This window comes from Streptomyces sp. NPDC052109, assembly GCF_040680195.1.
Lineage (GTDB): Bacteria > Actinomycetota > Actinomycetes > Streptomycetales > Streptomycetaceae > Streptomyces.
Window position 1 is genome coordinate 152,732 of the sequence record NZ_JBFAWF010000020.1, and the last position, 15,059, is coordinate 167,790.

The window sequence follows — 15,059 nt, forward strand, 5'->3', positions numbered from 1 at the left end:
CCCTCCGTCCCCTTTGCCGTGATTGTTGGCCGTAAGGTCGACGCTGCGTAGGCGGCAGTTACGGGAAGACAATGGAGCCATGGCACGCGGCAAGCTTCGGATCTACCTCGGCGCGGCACCGGGCGTGGGCAAGACCTACGCGATGCTGTCCGAGGCGCACCGCCGCGTGGAGCGGGGCACCGACTGCGTCGTGGCCTTCGTCGAGCACTACGACCGGCCGCGCACCGAGGTGATGCTGCACGGCCTGGAGCAGGTGCCGCGCAGGCAGCTGGAGTACCGGGACGCCATGTTCGGCGAGATGGACGTCGACGCGGTCCTGCGCCGTGCGCCCGCCGTCGCCCTGGTGGACGAGCTCGCCCACACGAACGTCCCCGGCTCGCGCAACGCCAAGCGCTGGCAGGACGTCGAGGAGCTGCTCGCCGCCGGCATCGACGTGGTCTCGACCGTCAACATCCAGCACCTGGAGTCACTCGGCGACGTCGTGGAGTCGATCACCGGAGTGCGGCAGCGCGAGACGGTCCCGGACGAGGTGGTACGGCGGGCCGACCAGATCGAACTGGTCGACATGTCCCCGCAGGCGCTGCGCCGCCGCATGGCGCACGGCAACATCTACAAGCCGGACAAGGTCGACGCGGCCCTGTCCAACTACTTCCGGCCCGGCAACCTCACCGCCCTGCGCGAGCTGGCCCTGCTCTGGGTGGCCGACCGGGTCGACGAGTACCTGAACGAGTACCGCAGCGAGCACCGCGTCTCCAAGATCTGGGGCTCCCGCGAGCGGATCGTGGTGGGGCTGACCGGCGGCCCCGAAGGCCGCACCCTGATCCGCCGGGCGGCCCGGCTCGCCGAGAAGGGCGCCGGCGGTGAGGTGCTCGCCGTCTACATAGCCCGCAGCGACGGCCTGACCTCGGCCTCCCCGAAGGAACTGGCCGTTCAGCGCACCCTGGTGGAGGACCTCGGCGGCACCTTCCACCACGTCGTCGGCGACGACATACCGGCCGCCCTGCTGGACTTCGCCCGCGGCGTGAACGCCACCCAGATCGTGCTGGGCTCCTCGCGCCGCAAGGCCTGGCAGTACGTCTTCGGGCCCGGCGTCGGCGCCACGGTCGCCCGCGAGTCCGGCCCGGACCTCGACGTGCACATCGTCACCCACGAGGAGGTCGCCAAGGGGCGCGGACTGCCCGTGGCCCGTGGCGGACGGCTCGGGCGGGCCCGGATCATCTGGGGCTGGGCCGTGGGCCTCGTGGGCCCGGCGGTCCTCGCGGTGCTGCTGAACACCGTCGACCTCGGTCTCGCCAACGACATGCTGCTGTTCCTGGCGGTCACCGTCGCCGCCGCGCTGCTCGGCGGCCTGCTGCCCGCCCTGGCCTCGGCGGCCTTCGGTTCGCTGCTGCTGAACTACTTCTACACCCCGCCCCTGCACCGGCTGACCATCGCCGACCCCAAGAACATCGTCGCCATCGCGATCTTCTTCGGCGTCGGCATGTCGGTCGCCTCGGTGGTGGACCTCGCCGCCCGGCGCACCCACCAGGCCGCCCGGTTGCGTGCCGAGTCGGAGATACTCTCCTTCCTCGCCGGGAACGTGCTGCGCGGCGAGACCAGCCTGGAGGAGCTGCTGGAGCGGGTCCGGGAGACCTTCGCGATGGAGTCGGCCGCGCTGCTGGAGCGCGCGAGCGACGTCGAGCCGTGGACCTGCGCCGGGCGCGCGGGATTCGGGCGCTCGCTGGACCGGCCCGAGGACGCCGACGTCGACATGCCCGTCGGCGACCACATGGCGCTCGCGCTCACCGGCCGGGTGCTGCCCGCCGAGGACCGCCGGGTGCTCGCCGCCTTCGCCGCGCAGGCCGCCGTCGCCCTGGACCGCCGGCGCCTGCAGGAGGAGGCCGACCAGGCCCGCACGCTCGCCGAGGGCAACCGGATCCGCACCGCCCTGCTGGCCGCCGTCAGCCACGACCTGCGCACCCCGCTGGCCGCCATCAAGGCAGCCGTCTCCTCACTGCGCTCGGACGACGTGGCCTGGTCCGAGGAGGACCGGGCGGAGCTGCTGCAGGGCATCGAGGAGGGCGCCGACCGGCTCGACCACCTCGTCGGCAACCTCCTCGACATGTCCCGCCTGCAGACCGGTACGGTCACCCCGCTGATCCGCGAGATCGACGTGGACGAAGTGGTCCCGATGGCCCTGGTCGGCGTGCCCGAGGACAGCGTCGAGCTGGACGTGCCCGAGAGCCTGCCGATGGTCGAGGTCGACCCAGGGCTGCTGGAGCGGTCCGTGGCCAACCTGGTGGAGAACGCCGTCAAGTACAGCCCCAGGGGGCGGTCGGTGCTGGTCTCCGCGAGCGCCATCGCCGACCGGGTCGAAGTGCGGGTCGTGGACCGCGGGCCCGGCGTGCCGGACGAGGCCAAGGACCGGATATTCGAGCCGTTCCAGCGGTACGGTGACGCCCCGCGCGGCGCCGGTGTCGGGCTCGGTCTCGCGGTCGCCCGGGGCTTCGCGGAGGCCATGGGCGGCACTCTGAACGCCGAGGACACGCCGGGCGGCGGGCTCACCATGGTGCTGAGCCTGCGGGCGGCAGGATCGGGTCCTGCGCCCCTGGACGTGGGCACGGACATCGCAGAACCAGAAAGGCAGACCCTATGACCCGGGTGCTCGTGGTCGACGACGAGCCGCAGATCGTGCGCGCCCTCGTGATCAACCTCAAGGCGCGCAAGTACGAGGTCGACGCCGCCCCCGACGGCCGTACCGCCCTCGAACTCGCCGCCTCCCGGCACCCCGACGCGGTCGTGCTCGACCTGGGTCTGCCCGACATGGACGGCGTCGAGGTGATCAGGGGCCTGCGCGGCTGGACCCGGGTGCCCATCCTGGTGCTCTCCGCCCGGCACTCCTCGGACGAGAAGGTGGAGGCGCTGGACGCGGGCGCCGACGACTACGTCACCAAGCCCTTCGGCATGGACGAGCTGCTGGCCCGGCTGCGGGCCGCCGTACGCCGGGCCGAGCCCGTCGGGCCCGGGGAGGAGGACCTGACGACCGTCGAGACCGACGGCTTCACCGTCGACCTGGCCGCCAAGAAGGTCAACCGCGCCGGCAAGGACGTCCGGCTCACCCCGACCGAGTGGCACCTGCTGGAGGTGCTGGTCCGCAACACCGGCCGGCTCGTCAGCCAGAAGCAGCTGCTGCAGGAGGTGTGGGGGCCGTCGTACGGGACGGAGACGAACTACCTGCGCGTGTACATGGCCCAGTTGCGCCGCAAGCTGGAGGCGGACCCGTCGCACCCCGAGCACTTCATCACCGAGCCCGGAATGGGCTACCGGTTCGAGAAGTGAGCTGCGCTACGGTGCCGTCGGTGCGCCCCGGTACGCTTCAGGTATGAGTGCTGTTCCTCGTTCCGAAAAGCCGGCCGGCCGGTTTCGCCGCATGCTCGACCGGCTCTCCTCGTCGCAGGAGGACCTGGAGTCCGAGGAGCTGCGCGAGGACGCCGAGACGGCGGGCTGTACGAAGATCGGTGACTGCCACGACCGGCAGATCGTCACCGTAACTGGTACCTTGCGCACGGTCACCCTGCGTCCGCGTGCCGGCGTCCCGGCCCTGGAGGCCGAGCTTTTCGACGGCTCCGCCGCGCTGGACGTGGTGTGGCTCGGCAGGCGTTCCATCGTGGGCATAGAACCGGGGCGCAAGCTGATCGCATCGGGCCGGATCTCCATGAGCCGGGGCCGCCGGGTGCTGTTCAACCCCAAGTACGAACTGCGACCCCTCGGACGGGAGTAGCCGGTGACGTCCCTCGACAAGCCGACCCAAGGCACCGACCAGAGTCCGCCCGACACGGCCGGCGACGCCCGAGCGGTGACCGAGGCCGCCCTGTTCGAGGCGTTCGGCGGTGTCCGCGGCATGGTCGAGACGGTCGTGCCGGGCCTCCTCTTCGTCGCGATCTTCACGGTCAACAAGAACCTCCACATGTCGGCGCTCGCCGCGCTCGCCGTGTCGCTGGTGCTCGTCGTGATCCGGCTCGCCAGGAGGGACACCGTCAAGCACGCCTTCAGTGGTGTGTTCGGCGTGGCCTTCGGTGTGGTCTTCGCGATGTTCACCGGCAACGCCAAGGACTTCTACCTGCCCGGCATGCTCTACACGCTGGGCCTGGCGCTGGCGTACATCATCACGACCCTCGCCGGTGTGCCCCTGATCGGTCTGATCCTCGGCCCGGTCTTCAAGGAGAACCTCTCCTGGCGCACCCGCAACCCCGGCCGCAAGAAGGCCTATGCCAAGGCGAGTTGGGCCTGGGGCCTGATCCTGCTCGCCAAGTGCGCGATCCTCTTCCCGCTCTACTGGTGGTCCGACACCGCCAAGCTCGGCTGGGTCCTGATCGCCCTGAAGATCCCGCCGTTCCTGCTGGCGGTCTGGCTCACCTGGGTCTTCCTCGCGAAGGCGCCCGCGCCGATCGACGTCTTCGCCGAGATGGAGGCGGAGGAGAAGGCGGAGCAGGAGCGCAAGGCCGCGCTGGCCGCCGAGAGCGGCGAGCAGGCGGGCGGACGGCACCGCCGAGGAGCGTAGACAGCCGCCGTACGACGCGAAAGGGCGCCCTTGGCATCAAGGGCGCCCTTTCGCGCGGGCTCAGCCTTCTTCCCGCCGCACCGACAGCAGCTCCTCCAACTGCTCCTCGCGGGCCTGGGCGGCCACGAAGAGGAGTTCGTCGCCCGGCTCCAAGGAGTCCTCCTTGGACGGGGTCAGCACACGGGTGCCGCGGATGATCGTGACCAGGGAGGTGTCCTCGGGCCACTGGACGTCGCCGACCTGGGTGCCGGCCAGGGCCGACTCCTCGGGCAGGGTCAGCTCGACGAGGTTGGCGTCGCCGTGGCTGAAGCGGAGCAGGCGGACCAGGTCGCCGACGCTCACCGCCTCCTCGACCAGGGCGGACATCAGGCGCGGGGTGGAGACGGCCACGTCCACGCCCCAGGCCTCGTTGAACAGCCACTCGTTCTTCGGATTGTTGACGCGGGCGACGACGCGCGGGACGCCGTACTCCGTCTTGGCGAGCAGCGACACGACCAGGTTGACCTTGTCGTCGCCGGTCGCGGCGATGACGACGTTGCAGCGCTGCAGCGCCGCCTCGTCCAGGGACGTGATCTCGCAGGCGTCGGCCAGCAGCCACTCCGCCTGGGGCACCCGTTCCACCGAGATGGCGGTCGGGGCCTTGTCGATGAGCAGGACCTCGTGGCCGTTCTCCAGCAGTTCGCCCGCGATCGAGCGGCCGACGGCGCCGGCTCCGGCAATGGCGACCCTCATCAGTGACCGCTCTCCTCTTCCGGGCCCTGGGCGAACGCCGCCTCGACCTTCTCGACGTCGTCCGACCGCATCATCACATGCACGAGGTCGCCCTCCTGCAGGACCGTCTGCGAGGTCGGCAGGATCGCCTCGCCCAGGCGGGTCAGGAACGCCACGCGGACGCCCGTCTCCTCCTGCAGCTTGCTGATCTTGTGGCCGACCCACTTCGTGGAGGCGTGCACCTCGGCGAGCTGCACCCCGCCGGTGGGGTCGCGCCACAGCGGCTCGGCACCGGAGGGCAGCAGCCGGCGCAGCATCTGGTCGGCGGTCCAGCGGACCGTGGCCACGGTGGGGATGCCCAGGCGCTGGTAGACCTCGGCGCGGCGGGGGTCGTAGATACGGGCGGCCACGTTCTCCACGCCGAACATCTCGCGGGCCACACGGGCGGAGATGATGTTGGAGTTGTCACCGCTGGAGACGGCGGCAAAGGCGCCGGCCTCCTCGATGCCCGCCTCGCGCAGGGTGTCCTGGTCGAAGCCGACACCGGTGACCCGGCGGCCGCCGAATCCCGGGCCGAGCCGGCGGAAGGCGGTGGGATCCTGGTCGATCACGGCGACCGTGTGGCCCTGTTGCTCCAGGGTCTGGGCGAGAGCGGAGCCCACTCGTCCGCAGCCCATGATGACGATGTGCACGACCGTCCTTCCGATGTCCAAAAGTTACTGCTCAGCATCAGGGTCTCAGACCGACGCCCAAAGCTACACACGGGCGCCGGGGGGTGGGCACCCCCGTGCGCGGGTTCGCCGTGATCACCGTCCGCGATCATGCGCGTCGGCAGCGTCAGCGACCACGCGCACACGCCCGTGGCGGCGTCAGTGTTCCGCGTCGGCGATCACCGGGGGCGGGCGCCGGCGAGTGATGCTGCGCACGCTGCACAGGGTCAGGATTCCGAGGCCGAGCAGGGCGACGGTCGCCCCGATCAGCTCCGCGGTGGCGGGCATGGGTCCTCCGAGGTGCGATGACATGCGGGATCTGCCATCTAGGCACGGGGAGCGCGCGGACCACGGAATCCGCAGTAACGTGCGCCCCTGATTTCACTCGTGAGGCAGATCTGGGACGCCGGGTGGGCGGCTGCCTGTTCGAAGGCCTACGATCCTCTGTCGTGTCCAAACTGACCGACGTGCCCAAACGGATCCTGATCGGGCGCGCACTGCGCAGTGACCGGCTGGGCGAAACGCTCCTGCCGAAGCGCATCGCACTCCCCGTCTTCGCCTCCGACCCGCTGTCCTCCGTCGCCTACGCGCCGGGGGAGGTCCTGCTGGTCCTGTCCATCGCGGGCGTGTCGGCGTACCACTTCAGCCCGTGGATCGCCCTCGCGGTGGTCGTGCTGATGTTCACCGTGGTCGCCTCCTACCGGCAGAACGTGCACGCGTACCCGAGCGGTGGCGGCGACTACGAGGTCGCCACCACGAACCTGGGCGCCAAGGCCGGCCTCACGGTCGCCAGCGCCCTGCTCGTGGACTACGTCATGACCGTCGCCGTCTCCATCGCCTCCGGCATCGAGAACCTCGGCTCCGCGATCCCCTTCGTGGTCGAGCACAAGGTGCTGTGCGCGGTGGTCGTGATCGTGCTGCTCACGCTGATGAACCTGCGCGGCGTGAAGGAGTCCGGCAAGCTCTTCGCGATCCCGACGTACGTGTTCGTCGGCGGCGTCTTCGTCATGATCGCGTGGGGTGCCGTCCGCGGCCTGATCCTCGGTGACACCATGCGCGCGCCGACCGCCGACTTCCACATCAGGGCCGAGCACCAGGGCCTCGCGGGCTTCGCGCTGATCTTCCTGCTGCTGCGCGCCTTCTCCTCCGGCTGTGCCGCGCTGACCGGTGTGGAGGCCATCTCCAACGGCGTCCCGGCCTTCCGCAAGCCCAAGTCGAAGAACGCCGCGACCACCCTCGCGATGATGGGCCTGCTGGCCGTCACCATGTTCTGCGGCATCATCGCCCTCGCCATGACGACCAAGGTCCGCATGGCCGAGAACCCGGCCACGGACCTGATCCACAACGGCCATGCGATCGGCTCCGGCTTCGTCCAGAACCCGGTGATCTCCCAGGTCGCCGAGGCCGTCTTCGGCAAGGGCAGCTTCCTGTTCGTCGTCCTCGCGACGGCGACGGCCCTCGTCCTGTTCCTCGCGGCCAACACGGCGTACAACGGCTTCCCGCTGCTCGGCTCGATCCTCGCCCAGGACCGCTATCTGCCCCGCCAGCTGCACACCCGCGGCGACCGCCTCGCCTTCTCCAACGGCATCGTGCTGCTCGCGGGCGCCGCGGCCCTGCTGACCGTCATCTACGGCGCGGACTCCACGCGCCTGATCCAGCTGTACATCGTCGGCGTGTTCGTGTCCTTCACGCTGAGCCAGACCGGCATGGTCCGGCACTGGAACCGGCATCTGAGAGTCGAGAAGGACCAGGCCAAGCGCCGCCACATGCTGCGCTCCCGCGCGATCAACGCGTTCGGCGCCTTCCTGACCGGCCTTGTTCTGGTCGTGGTGCTGGTCACCAAGTTCACGCACGGCGCCTGGGTGGCCGTGCTCGGCATGGGCATCTTCTACGCGACGATGACCGGGATCCGTAAGCACTACGACCGCGTCGCCGAGGAACTCACCGCTCCGGACGACCCGGCCGATGAGATGGTCCGCCCGTCGCGGGTCCACTCGGTGGTGCTGATCTCCAAGATCCACCGCCCCACCCTCCGTGCCCTGGCCTACGCCAAGCTGATGCGCTCGGACACGCTGGAGGCCCTGACGGTCAACGTCGACCCGGCGGAGACCAAGGCGCTGCGCGAGGAATGGGAGCGGCGCGGCATAGACGTACCGCTGAAGGTCCTGGACTCGCCGTACCGCGAGATCACCCGCCCGGTGATCGAATACGTCAAGAGCCTGCGCAAGGAGTCCCCGCGCGACGCGGTCTCGGTGATCATCCCGGAGTACGTGGTCGGCCACTGGTACGAGCACCTGCTGCACAACCAGAGCGCCCTGCGCCTGAAGGGCCGTCTGCTGTTCACGCCCGGCGTGATGGTCACCTCCGTGCCCTACCAGCTGGCGTCCTCCGAAGCCGCGAAGGTGCGGGCCCGCAGGCGGCAGGAGTGGAGCGCGCCGGGTGCGGTGCGACGCGGTCCGGCGGCGGAGCGGCCGAAGGAGCCGTCGCCGGTCAAGGACTGAGCCCGGACCGCCCGTGGTGAGCGGCCGGACGGCAGCCACGTAAACTGGTGGGCTGTTGTCCGGCCGTTTCCCGTTCTCGATCTGGAGTCACCCCCGCCATGCAGGCAGAACCGAAGAAGTCGCTGGTCGGGGAGGAGTACGAGGTCGAGATCGGCCCCGTCGCCCACGGCGGTCACTGCATCGCCCGTACGTCCGAGGGGCAGGTGCTGTTCGTCCGGCACGCGCTGCCCGGCGAGCGGGTGGTGGCCCGGGTGACCGAGGGCGAGGAGGGAGCGCGCTTCCTGCGCGCGGACGCCGTACGCATCCTGGCGGCGTCCAAGGACCGCATCGAGGCCCCCTGCCCCTTCGCCGGCCCCGGCCGCTGCGGCGGCTGCGACTGGCAGCACGCCAAGCCGGGTGCCCAGCGCCGCCTCAAGGGCGAGGTGATCGCCGAGCAGCTCAAGCGCCTCGCGGGCCTCACGCCCGAGGAGGCCGGCTGGGACGGCACGGTGGTGCCGGCCGAGGGCGACAAGCTGCCCGCGGGTCAGGTCCCGCAGTGGCGCACGCGGGTGCAGTACGCCGTCGACGCCGAGGGGCACGCGGGCCTGCGCCGTCACCGTTCGCACGAGGTCGAGCGCATCGACCACTGCATGATCGCGGCGGAGGGCGTCAGCGAGCTGGGCATCGAGCGGCGGGACTGGACCGGCATGGAGTCGGTGGAGGCGATCGCGGCGACGGGCTCGCAGGACCGCCAGGTGATCCTGACCCCGCGCCCGGGCGCCCGGCTCCCGCTGGTCGAACTGGACAAGCCGGTGTCGGTCCTGAGGGTCGACGAGAAGTCCGGCGGGGTGCACCGTGTCCACGGCCGCCCCTTCGTCCGCGAACGCGCCGACGGCCGTACGCACCGGGTCGGCGGCGGCGGTTTCTGGCAGGTCCATCCGAAGGCCGCGGACACCCTGGTGACGGCGGTCATGCAGGGCCTGCTGCCCCGCAAGGGCGAGATGGCACTGGACCTCTACTGCGGAGTGGGGTTGTTCGCGGGGGCGTTGGCCGACCGCCTCGGTGAGCAGGGCGCGGTCCTCGGCATCGAGTCCGGCAAGCGGGCGGTGGAGGACGCCCGGCACAACCTCGCCGACTTCCCCCGGGTCCGCATCGAACAGGGCAAGGTCGAGTCGGTCCTGCCGCGCACGGGCATCACCGAGGTCGACCTGATCGTCCTGGACCCACCCCGCGCCGGCGCCGGCCGCCAGACGGTCTCCCACCTCACCTCCCTGGGCGCCCGCCGCATCGCCTACGTCGCCTGCGACCCCGCCGCGCTGGCACGTGACCTGGCGTACTTCAGGGAGGGCGGGTACCGGGTGCGGACGCTTCGGGCGTTCGATCTGTTTCCCATGACGCATCACGTGGAGTGCGTGGCGATCCTTGAGCCTGCTGCAAAGGGCCTCTGACCTGCTGTTTTCTTGATTTCCCAGGATCCGGGCCGGTCGCGTCGACATGTTTCGGTGGGCGCATGACGTGAAGCAGGTCGCAAGCCGGAGGTACGCCCCTGACCTGCGGCTTCGATCAGTGACGAGGAAAGTGGGCGCGTGGTGCTCCCGGCCTTCGCAGGGTCCGCGCCAGGCAGTGCCGACGCTCATGTGACGCTCGCTCTGATGGTGCGTCAGGTTGTGGGTGAGGGGGTGGACTGTGCGGTTCGTGCGTCGAGTCGGGCGGCGACCGGACCAGAGCCGGCCACGCTGATGAGAGACTCCGGGCCTCCGAGTGCGGCATCGCCGAGGCGGTGCTCTCCGATCAGAGCGCTGACGAGGCCCTTTTCACCGCTTGCCCCGCTACCCAGGCGTACTGACGGCACGGCGCCAGCGAGTGGTCGCGTTCGGTGTTGCTGGTGAACACCTGGCGGTAGGCCCATTCCGTTTGCAGAGTGGGGTTGAAGCGTTCGACCTTGCCGTTTGTCCAGGGGCAGTGCGGGCGGATGAACCCGTGCTCGGCGCCCAGGTCGGCTACAGCCTGGCGGAAGGCAGTGCTCTTGGGGTAGGTCCAGGCATTGTCGGTGATGCTCTCATCGGCATCGATCTCGGCATAGGCCCGGCGGGAGTGATCATCGACAGCCCCATGTACGTAGTCGTAGCCGATCCGGGCCTGCTTTTGCGCGTACGTTTCCCGGCTTCCCGGCCATGGGCTCGCCATCCTTCGCCGTCCGGGCTCCGTCCGATCTTCTTGACGTCGTGGACGAGGTCGCCGGACCGGTCGCGTACGTAGCGGGCATGACTGCGGCGTTCGGCACGGATGGGGTGTCCGCTCAGCGGGTCGCAGGATGCCAGGTGCGGGATCTCATGGCGGCGCAGGATGCGAGTGACGGTCTGTGCGGGGACGCCGGTGTCCGCGGCGAGGCAGCCTGGCCCCCGGTGATCGCGCCGCGCGTCGAGCACCGTGGCCCCGACGTGCTCGGCAGTACGCCTCAGGCAGGTGCGGGGGCCGGCTGGATCGGTCGTGCAGGCCGTCCCATCCCTCGGCCCGGGAACGCGCCTCCCATCGGTGTGCGCACTGGTGCGACGCTCCCAGCTCCTTGGACAGGCATCTCCACTACGCCCGGAGGTCTTCTCTTGATCAACTATCGACGCGAGTCACCAACCTCTTGGCCACGGTTCCGGGCGCTCAGTTCCGCTTGGGGCGCTGTGCCGCGACGGCCACGAAAGCGGTAGCGAGCATCCAGGCCAGGCCGCGATCACAACCTGCGTCGTGAGGCGGAGCTGCCGATGCCCAGGGCGTCGCTCAGCGGTACACCCAGCAGGGCGTTCCCGGGAGGCCGCCGGGGGATGACGGGGTGCGGATGCATCGCGGCGGTCTGTCGTACCGCCGCCCAGGTGGTGCCGAGTGTGCGTAGCCGGCCGGTGTCCATCGTGTCCTGCAGCCGGGAGAGGAGGAGGTCTTCCTCGCCCCTGATGTCCTGCCGTATCAGCGCGAAGGCCCGCTGCACCCTTTCCTCCCGCCCGGGATCGCTGGCACGAAGGCGTTCGATGTCCGCGACGACATCGTTGATCTGCTGATGTTCTTCCTCGACCGGGTCGTCAGTTCCTCGCCATCCGGTACTGAGGCTCGTACGGCGGGCCACAGCACCGTCTCTCCCGCGAAGGCATGGCTGAAGACCAGCTCATACGCTCGGCGCGCCCCCAATGCTTCCCGAAACGTTACCCTCCGGCTGGGTCAATATCTGTGCCCGCGAGCTGAGATTTCAACGGAAGAGGCAGACAGATTCTCTATCGCATTAAGTGGAGCGGGATTCTTCACCGTACACAGGCCGCTGCGGCGTGCTACTGTCGATGTCAGTTGCAGTTGTGGTTCCCAATACTTCAAGTGCCCTCCGGTCGGCATCTGTGCCACTGGAAGCGCTTGTTATCCGGTTCTTTTTCCGGGCGGGGTGATCATCGCGGCGACACGGGGACCGCGCAGTGCGGATCCCGATGCACTGCCCCAAAGGAGAAATGACATGGCTGTTGGTACCGTGAAGTGGTTCAACGCGGAAAAGGGCTTCGGCTTCATCGAGCAGGACGGCGGCGGCGCTGATGTGTTCGCCCACTACTCGAACATTGCCGCCCAGGGCTTCCGCGAACTGCTGGAGGGCCAGAAGGTGACCTTCGACATCGCGCAGGGCCAGAAGGGCCCGACGGCCGAGAACATCGTTCCCGCCTGACGCTGACTGTCGCGTACTTGTAGCTGGGGCCCGCGTCCTTCGGGGTGCGGGCCTCAGCTACTCGCATTTTCCCGCAGTGGTTTCGCCTGCGGACGACAACCAGGAAACCCGTAGGCTCAGCGCGGTGGACTCCCGAACATTGCGTCCGCTTCGCGCCACTCATTCCATCTCCTGTGCCCGCATGGATTTTTCGTCGGGCAGATTCGCTTTCGCATTCCACCGGTCCATTCTTGCAATTCTCTGTGCTGCTGATCGCTGCGGGAATTCCCTGATATGTGCCGCATCGAGGAAGGTTCCGCATGAACCGCACACGCACGAACGACCGCTTCACCCGCACCCGTAACGGCAGTGCCGAATCCGGAAGGGGTGGCAGCAGCCGATTCGGTTCGTCGGCCAGGAGCCGCTCCGCCGGGTCGAGCCGTTCCGGTGGTTACGGCCGCCGGCCCGCCGCGGTCCAGGGGGAGTTCGCGCTGCCCAGGACGATCACTCCCGCGCTCCCCGCCGTGGAGGGCTTCGCCGATCTCGACATGCCCGGGGCGCTGCTCGGCGCGCTCAGCTCGCAAGGCGTGACCGTACCCTTCCCGATCCAGGCCGCGACCTTGCCGAATTCCCTCGCCGGCCGCGACGTACTGGGCCGTGGCCGCACCGGCTCCGGCAAGACCCTCGCATTCGGGCTGGCGTTGCTGGCCCGTACGGCCGGGCAGCGCGCCGAGGCCAGGCAGCCGCTGGGGCTGATCCTCGTACCCACGCGTGAGCTGGCGCAGCAGGTCACCGACGCGCTCGCCCCGTACGCCCGCTCCGTGAGGCTGCGGCTGGCCACGGTGGTGGGCGGAATGCCGATCGGCCGGCAGGCGAGCGCGCTGCGCGGTGGCGCCGAGGTCGTCGTCGCCACACCGGGACGCCTCAAAGATCTCATCGACCGCGGCGACTGCCGGCTGAACCAGGTTTCCATCACCGTCCTCGACGAGGCCGACCAGATGGCCGACATGGGCTTCATGCCGCAGGTCACCGCCCTTCTCGACCAGGTCCGCCCCGAAGGCCAGCGCATGCTGTTCTCCGCCACTCTCGACCGCAACGTCGACCTGCTCGTGCGCCGCTACCTCAGCGACCCCGTCGTGCACTCCGTCGACCCCTCGGCCGGCGCGGTCACGACGATGGAGCACCACGTGCTCCACGTTCACGGCGCGGACAAGCACACGGCAACCACCCAGATCGCCGCACGCGACGGCCGCGTGATCATGTTCCTCGACACCAAGCACGCCGTCGACGGCCTCACCGAGCACCTCCTGAACAGCGGGGTACGGGCCGCCGCCCTGCACGGCGGGAAGTCACAGCCACAGCGCACCCGCACGCTGGCACAGTTCAAGACCGGACACGTCAACGTGCTGGTAGCGACCAACGTCGCGGCGCGCGGCATCCACGTCGACAACCTCGACCTCGTCGTCAATGTCGACCCGCCGACCGACCACAAGGACTACCTCCACCGCGGCGGCCGTACCGCCCGCGCAGGAGAGTCCGGCAGCGTCGTCACCCTGGTCACCCCCAACCAGCGCCGCAGCATGACCCGCCTCATGGCAGCGGCCGGCATCGTCCCGCAGACCACCCAGGTCCGCGTCGGCGAAGAGGCCCTGCACCGCATCACCGGCGCCCAGGCCCCCTCCGGCATCCCGGTCGTCATCACCGCACCGGTGGTCGAACGCCCCAAGAAGCGCGTCGCCACCTCACGCGGCCGACGCCGCCACGTCTCGGCGGCCCGCCGCGCGCCCGTACGGCAGTCCACCGCCGGTGCGGCGGCATAGAACCTTGTGATCAGGAAGCCGGCCCAACTCCGCAGGAGGCACCCTTTGACGCTGGACCATTCGCAGTTCCGCCCGGCGAGCGCCCACCCCGCGCACAGCACGGTGGCCGACACCATGGACGCGGCCGGACCGCAGGTCTGGGAGGACATGACCGTGGAGGTGGCACTGTCCGTGATGGCCGCCGCCCGTACAGGTCATCTGGTCGTCTGCGACGAGGACGGTATGGGCACCGGCCTGGTCACCCGGGACCGGCTCACGGCCGTTCGTGACGGTTCCGGATACACGGACCGGATCCGCCTGCGTGACATCGCCGACGTCATCGGGCCCTTCGCCGCGCCGCTGGCCCCGAGGGCCGAAGCCGAGCGTGCGATGCGCCGCCGCCGGCTCGGGGCCCCGCCCGTGGTCGACGGACACGGCAACGCTCTGGGCGTCGTCGCCCTCTCCCGCTGAACCGCCCTCACCCCTACCCGGCCCTCGTCTTCTCTTCTCCCTGGAGGCATCATGCGCTGTGTCATCGCCCGCTTCCCGTTCGACCTGACGAAGAGCGGCGTGGTGGAATCGATGAAGGGCGTCACACCTGAGCCGGTCACCGGTGAGTTCGTCATCATCGGACGACGCCACTACCCCGCCAAGCAGGTCGGCCAGGTCGTCACCCGCCAGGACCGCCGCGATTTCAGCACCGGCGAAGTCCTCAGGGCCATGACCCAACTCGGTTTCACCTGCCGCACCCGCCCTACCGCCGCATCTGCGCCCCTGGCCGGCCCGTACGAGTCGGCTTCCGCAGCGCTCGGCACTCCCCGTGTCCGCCTGACTTACGGACAGGTGTGAGCCGAACAGAGCAGTGAGGCCCCACCGGCGTGGGCGAATACCAGGGGTCGCAGCAACACCGCGGTGAGTTGATCAAGCCGCGAGCAGTTTGGCCAGACGCTCGGCTGGGGTCTCCCAGCCGAGCCTTTTACGTGGGCGGCTGTTGAGTTCGGTGGCGACTGCGTCCAGGGCCTCGCGGGTGTGGCGGGACAGGTCGGTGCCCTGGGGGTGCCTCTGTGTTTGTCAAGGTGTCTGGTGCGGTGGCGTAGGCTCGGTTTCGGCGGGTCCGGGAAGTGACTTGTCCGAAGAGTCGGCCGTCGG

At 69.7% G+C, this 15,059-nt stretch carries 16 protein-coding genes and 1 pseudogene; 10 read left to right on the forward strand and 7 right to left on the reverse strand.

All coding sequences use genetic code 11. From position 1 onward, the window contains the following. The first annotated feature begins 79 nt into the window (after window positions 1-79). Genes AB0L59_RS32015 through AB0L59_RS32030 form a run of 4 tightly spaced genes read left to right on the forward strand, consistent with a single transcriptional unit; the run spans window position 80 to window position 4,540 of the window. The gene (locus tag AB0L59_RS32015; protein ID WP_365590134.1) at window positions 80-2,635 is read left to right on the forward strand and encodes a sensor histidine kinase KdpD; all 2,556 of its coding nucleotides are present in this window, start codon (window positions 80-82) and stop codon (window positions 2,633-2,635) included. Then, complete coding sequence (locus tag AB0L59_RS32020; RefSeq protein WP_365590135.1) at window positions 2,632-3,318, forward strand: response regulator; 687 nt, start codon at window positions 2,632-2,634, stop codon at window positions 3,316-3,318. The genes AB0L59_RS32015 and AB0L59_RS32020 overlap by 4 nt, the downstream gene beginning before the upstream one ends. Before the next feature lie 43 nt (window positions 3,319-3,361). After that, on the forward strand, window positions 3,362-3,760 hold the full coding sequence (locus tag AB0L59_RS32025) for an OB-fold nucleic acid binding domain-containing protein (protein ID WP_076095565.1): 399 nt from the start codon (window positions 3,362-3,364) through the stop codon (window positions 3,758-3,760). A 3-nt stretch (window positions 3,761-3,763) separates the two neighbouring features. Further along, complete coding sequence (locus AB0L59_RS32030; RefSeq protein WP_365590136.1) at window positions 3,764-4,540, forward strand: DUF3159 domain-containing protein; 777 nt, start codon at window positions 3,764-3,766, stop codon at window positions 4,538-4,540. A 60-nt stretch (window positions 4,541-4,600) separates the two neighbouring features. On the opposite strand, the gene AB0L59_RS32035 is transcribed toward AB0L59_RS32030, so the two are convergent. The 3 genes from AB0L59_RS32035 to AB0L59_RS32045 all read right to left on the reverse strand — a co-directional run bounded on the left by AB0L59_RS32035 (window position 4,601) and on the right by AB0L59_RS32045 (window position 6,249). After that, window positions 4,601-5,272, reverse strand: coding sequence for a TrkA family potassium uptake protein (locus AB0L59_RS32035; RefSeq protein WP_365590137.1), 672 nt, complete (start codon window positions 5,270-5,272; stop codon window positions 4,601-4,603). Further along, on the reverse strand, window positions 5,272-5,943 hold the full coding sequence (locus AB0L59_RS32040) for a TrkA family potassium uptake protein (RefSeq protein ID WP_365590138.1): 672 nt from the start codon (window positions 5,941-5,943) through the stop codon (window positions 5,272-5,274). The genes AB0L59_RS32035 and AB0L59_RS32040 overlap by 1 nt, the downstream gene beginning before the upstream one ends. Window positions 5,944-6,120: 177 nt before the next feature. Then, entirely contained in the window at window positions 6,121-6,249 is a 129-nt protein-coding gene (locus AB0L59_RS32045) for a hypothetical protein (RefSeq protein WP_365590152.1), read from the reverse strand. 161 nt (window positions 6,250-6,410) lie between these two features. Here AB0L59_RS32045 and AB0L59_RS32050 point away from each other — a divergent pair, with 161 nt between their 5' ends. Both AB0L59_RS32050 and AB0L59_RS32055 read left to right on the forward strand, forming a co-directional pair. Further along, window positions 6,411-8,462 carry an APC family permease gene (locus tag AB0L59_RS32050; protein WP_365590139.1) on the forward strand — a complete coding sequence of 684 codons (2,052 nt, stop codon included), beginning with the start codon at window positions 6,411-6,413 and terminating at the stop codon, window positions 8,460-8,462. A 98-nt stretch (window positions 8,463-8,560) separates the two neighbouring features. Then, on the forward strand, window positions 8,561-9,889 hold the full coding sequence (locus AB0L59_RS32055) for a TRAM domain-containing protein (RefSeq protein WP_365590140.1): 1,329 nt from the start codon (window positions 8,561-8,563) through the stop codon (window positions 9,887-9,889). A gap of 343 nt (window positions 9,890-10,232) precedes the next feature. Here the strand turns inward: AB0L59_RS32055 and AB0L59_RS32060 are convergent, their stop codons facing one another. The 3 genes from AB0L59_RS32060 to AB0L59_RS32070 all read right to left on the reverse strand — a co-directional run bounded on the left by AB0L59_RS32060 (window position 10,233) and on the right by AB0L59_RS32070 (window position 11,418). Beyond that, on the reverse strand, window positions 10,233-10,628 hold the full coding sequence (locus AB0L59_RS32060; RefSeq protein ID WP_365590141.1) for an integrase core domain-containing protein: 396 nt from the start codon (window positions 10,626-10,628) through the stop codon (window positions 10,233-10,235). 144 nt (window positions 10,629-10,772) lie between these two features. Continuing rightward, window positions 10,773-11,015, reverse strand: a complete 243-nt coding sequence (locus tag AB0L59_RS32065) for a leucine zipper domain-containing protein (protein ID WP_365590151.1) — start codon at window positions 11,013-11,015, stop codon at window positions 10,773-10,775. Window positions 11,016-11,166: 151 nt separating this feature from the next. Beyond that, entirely contained in the window at window positions 11,167-11,418 is a 252-nt protein-coding gene (locus tag AB0L59_RS32070; protein WP_365590142.1) for a hypothetical protein, read from the reverse strand. 510 nt (window positions 11,419-11,928) lie between these two features. On the opposite strand from AB0L59_RS32070, the gene AB0L59_RS32075 reads away from it, so the two are divergent. The 4 genes from AB0L59_RS32075 (at window position 11,929) to AB0L59_RS32090 (ending at window position 14,759) form a co-directional block, all read left to right on the forward strand. After that, entirely contained in the window at window positions 11,929-12,132 is a 204-nt protein-coding gene (locus AB0L59_RS32075) for a cold-shock protein (protein ID WP_365590143.1), read from the forward strand. A gap of 299 nt (window positions 12,133-12,431) precedes the next feature. Then, window positions 12,432-13,931: a DEAD/DEAH box helicase gene (locus AB0L59_RS32080; RefSeq protein ID WP_365590144.1), complete on the forward strand. Its 1,500-nt coding sequence runs from the start codon at window positions 12,432-12,434 to the stop codon at window positions 13,929-13,931. Window positions 13,932-13,976: 45 nt separating this feature from the next. Continuing rightward, window positions 13,977-14,381 carry a CBS domain-containing protein gene (locus tag AB0L59_RS32085; RefSeq protein WP_365590145.1) on the forward strand — a complete coding sequence of 135 codons (405 nt, stop codon included), beginning with the start codon at window positions 13,977-13,979 and terminating at the stop codon, window positions 14,379-14,381. 51 nt (window positions 14,382-14,432) lie between these two features. Continuing rightward, on the forward strand, window positions 14,433-14,759 hold the full coding sequence (locus tag AB0L59_RS32090) for an SCO5918 family protein (RefSeq protein ID WP_365590146.1): 327 nt from the start codon (window positions 14,433-14,435) through the stop codon (window positions 14,757-14,759). A 72-nt stretch (window positions 14,760-14,831) separates the two neighbouring features. Here AB0L59_RS32090 and AB0L59_RS32095 read toward each other — a convergent pair. Beyond that, window positions 14,832-14,966, reverse strand: a pseudogene (locus tag AB0L59_RS32095) (IS30 family transposase); the annotation flags it as partial. Between the last annotated feature and the right edge of the window lie 93 nt (window positions 14,967-15,059).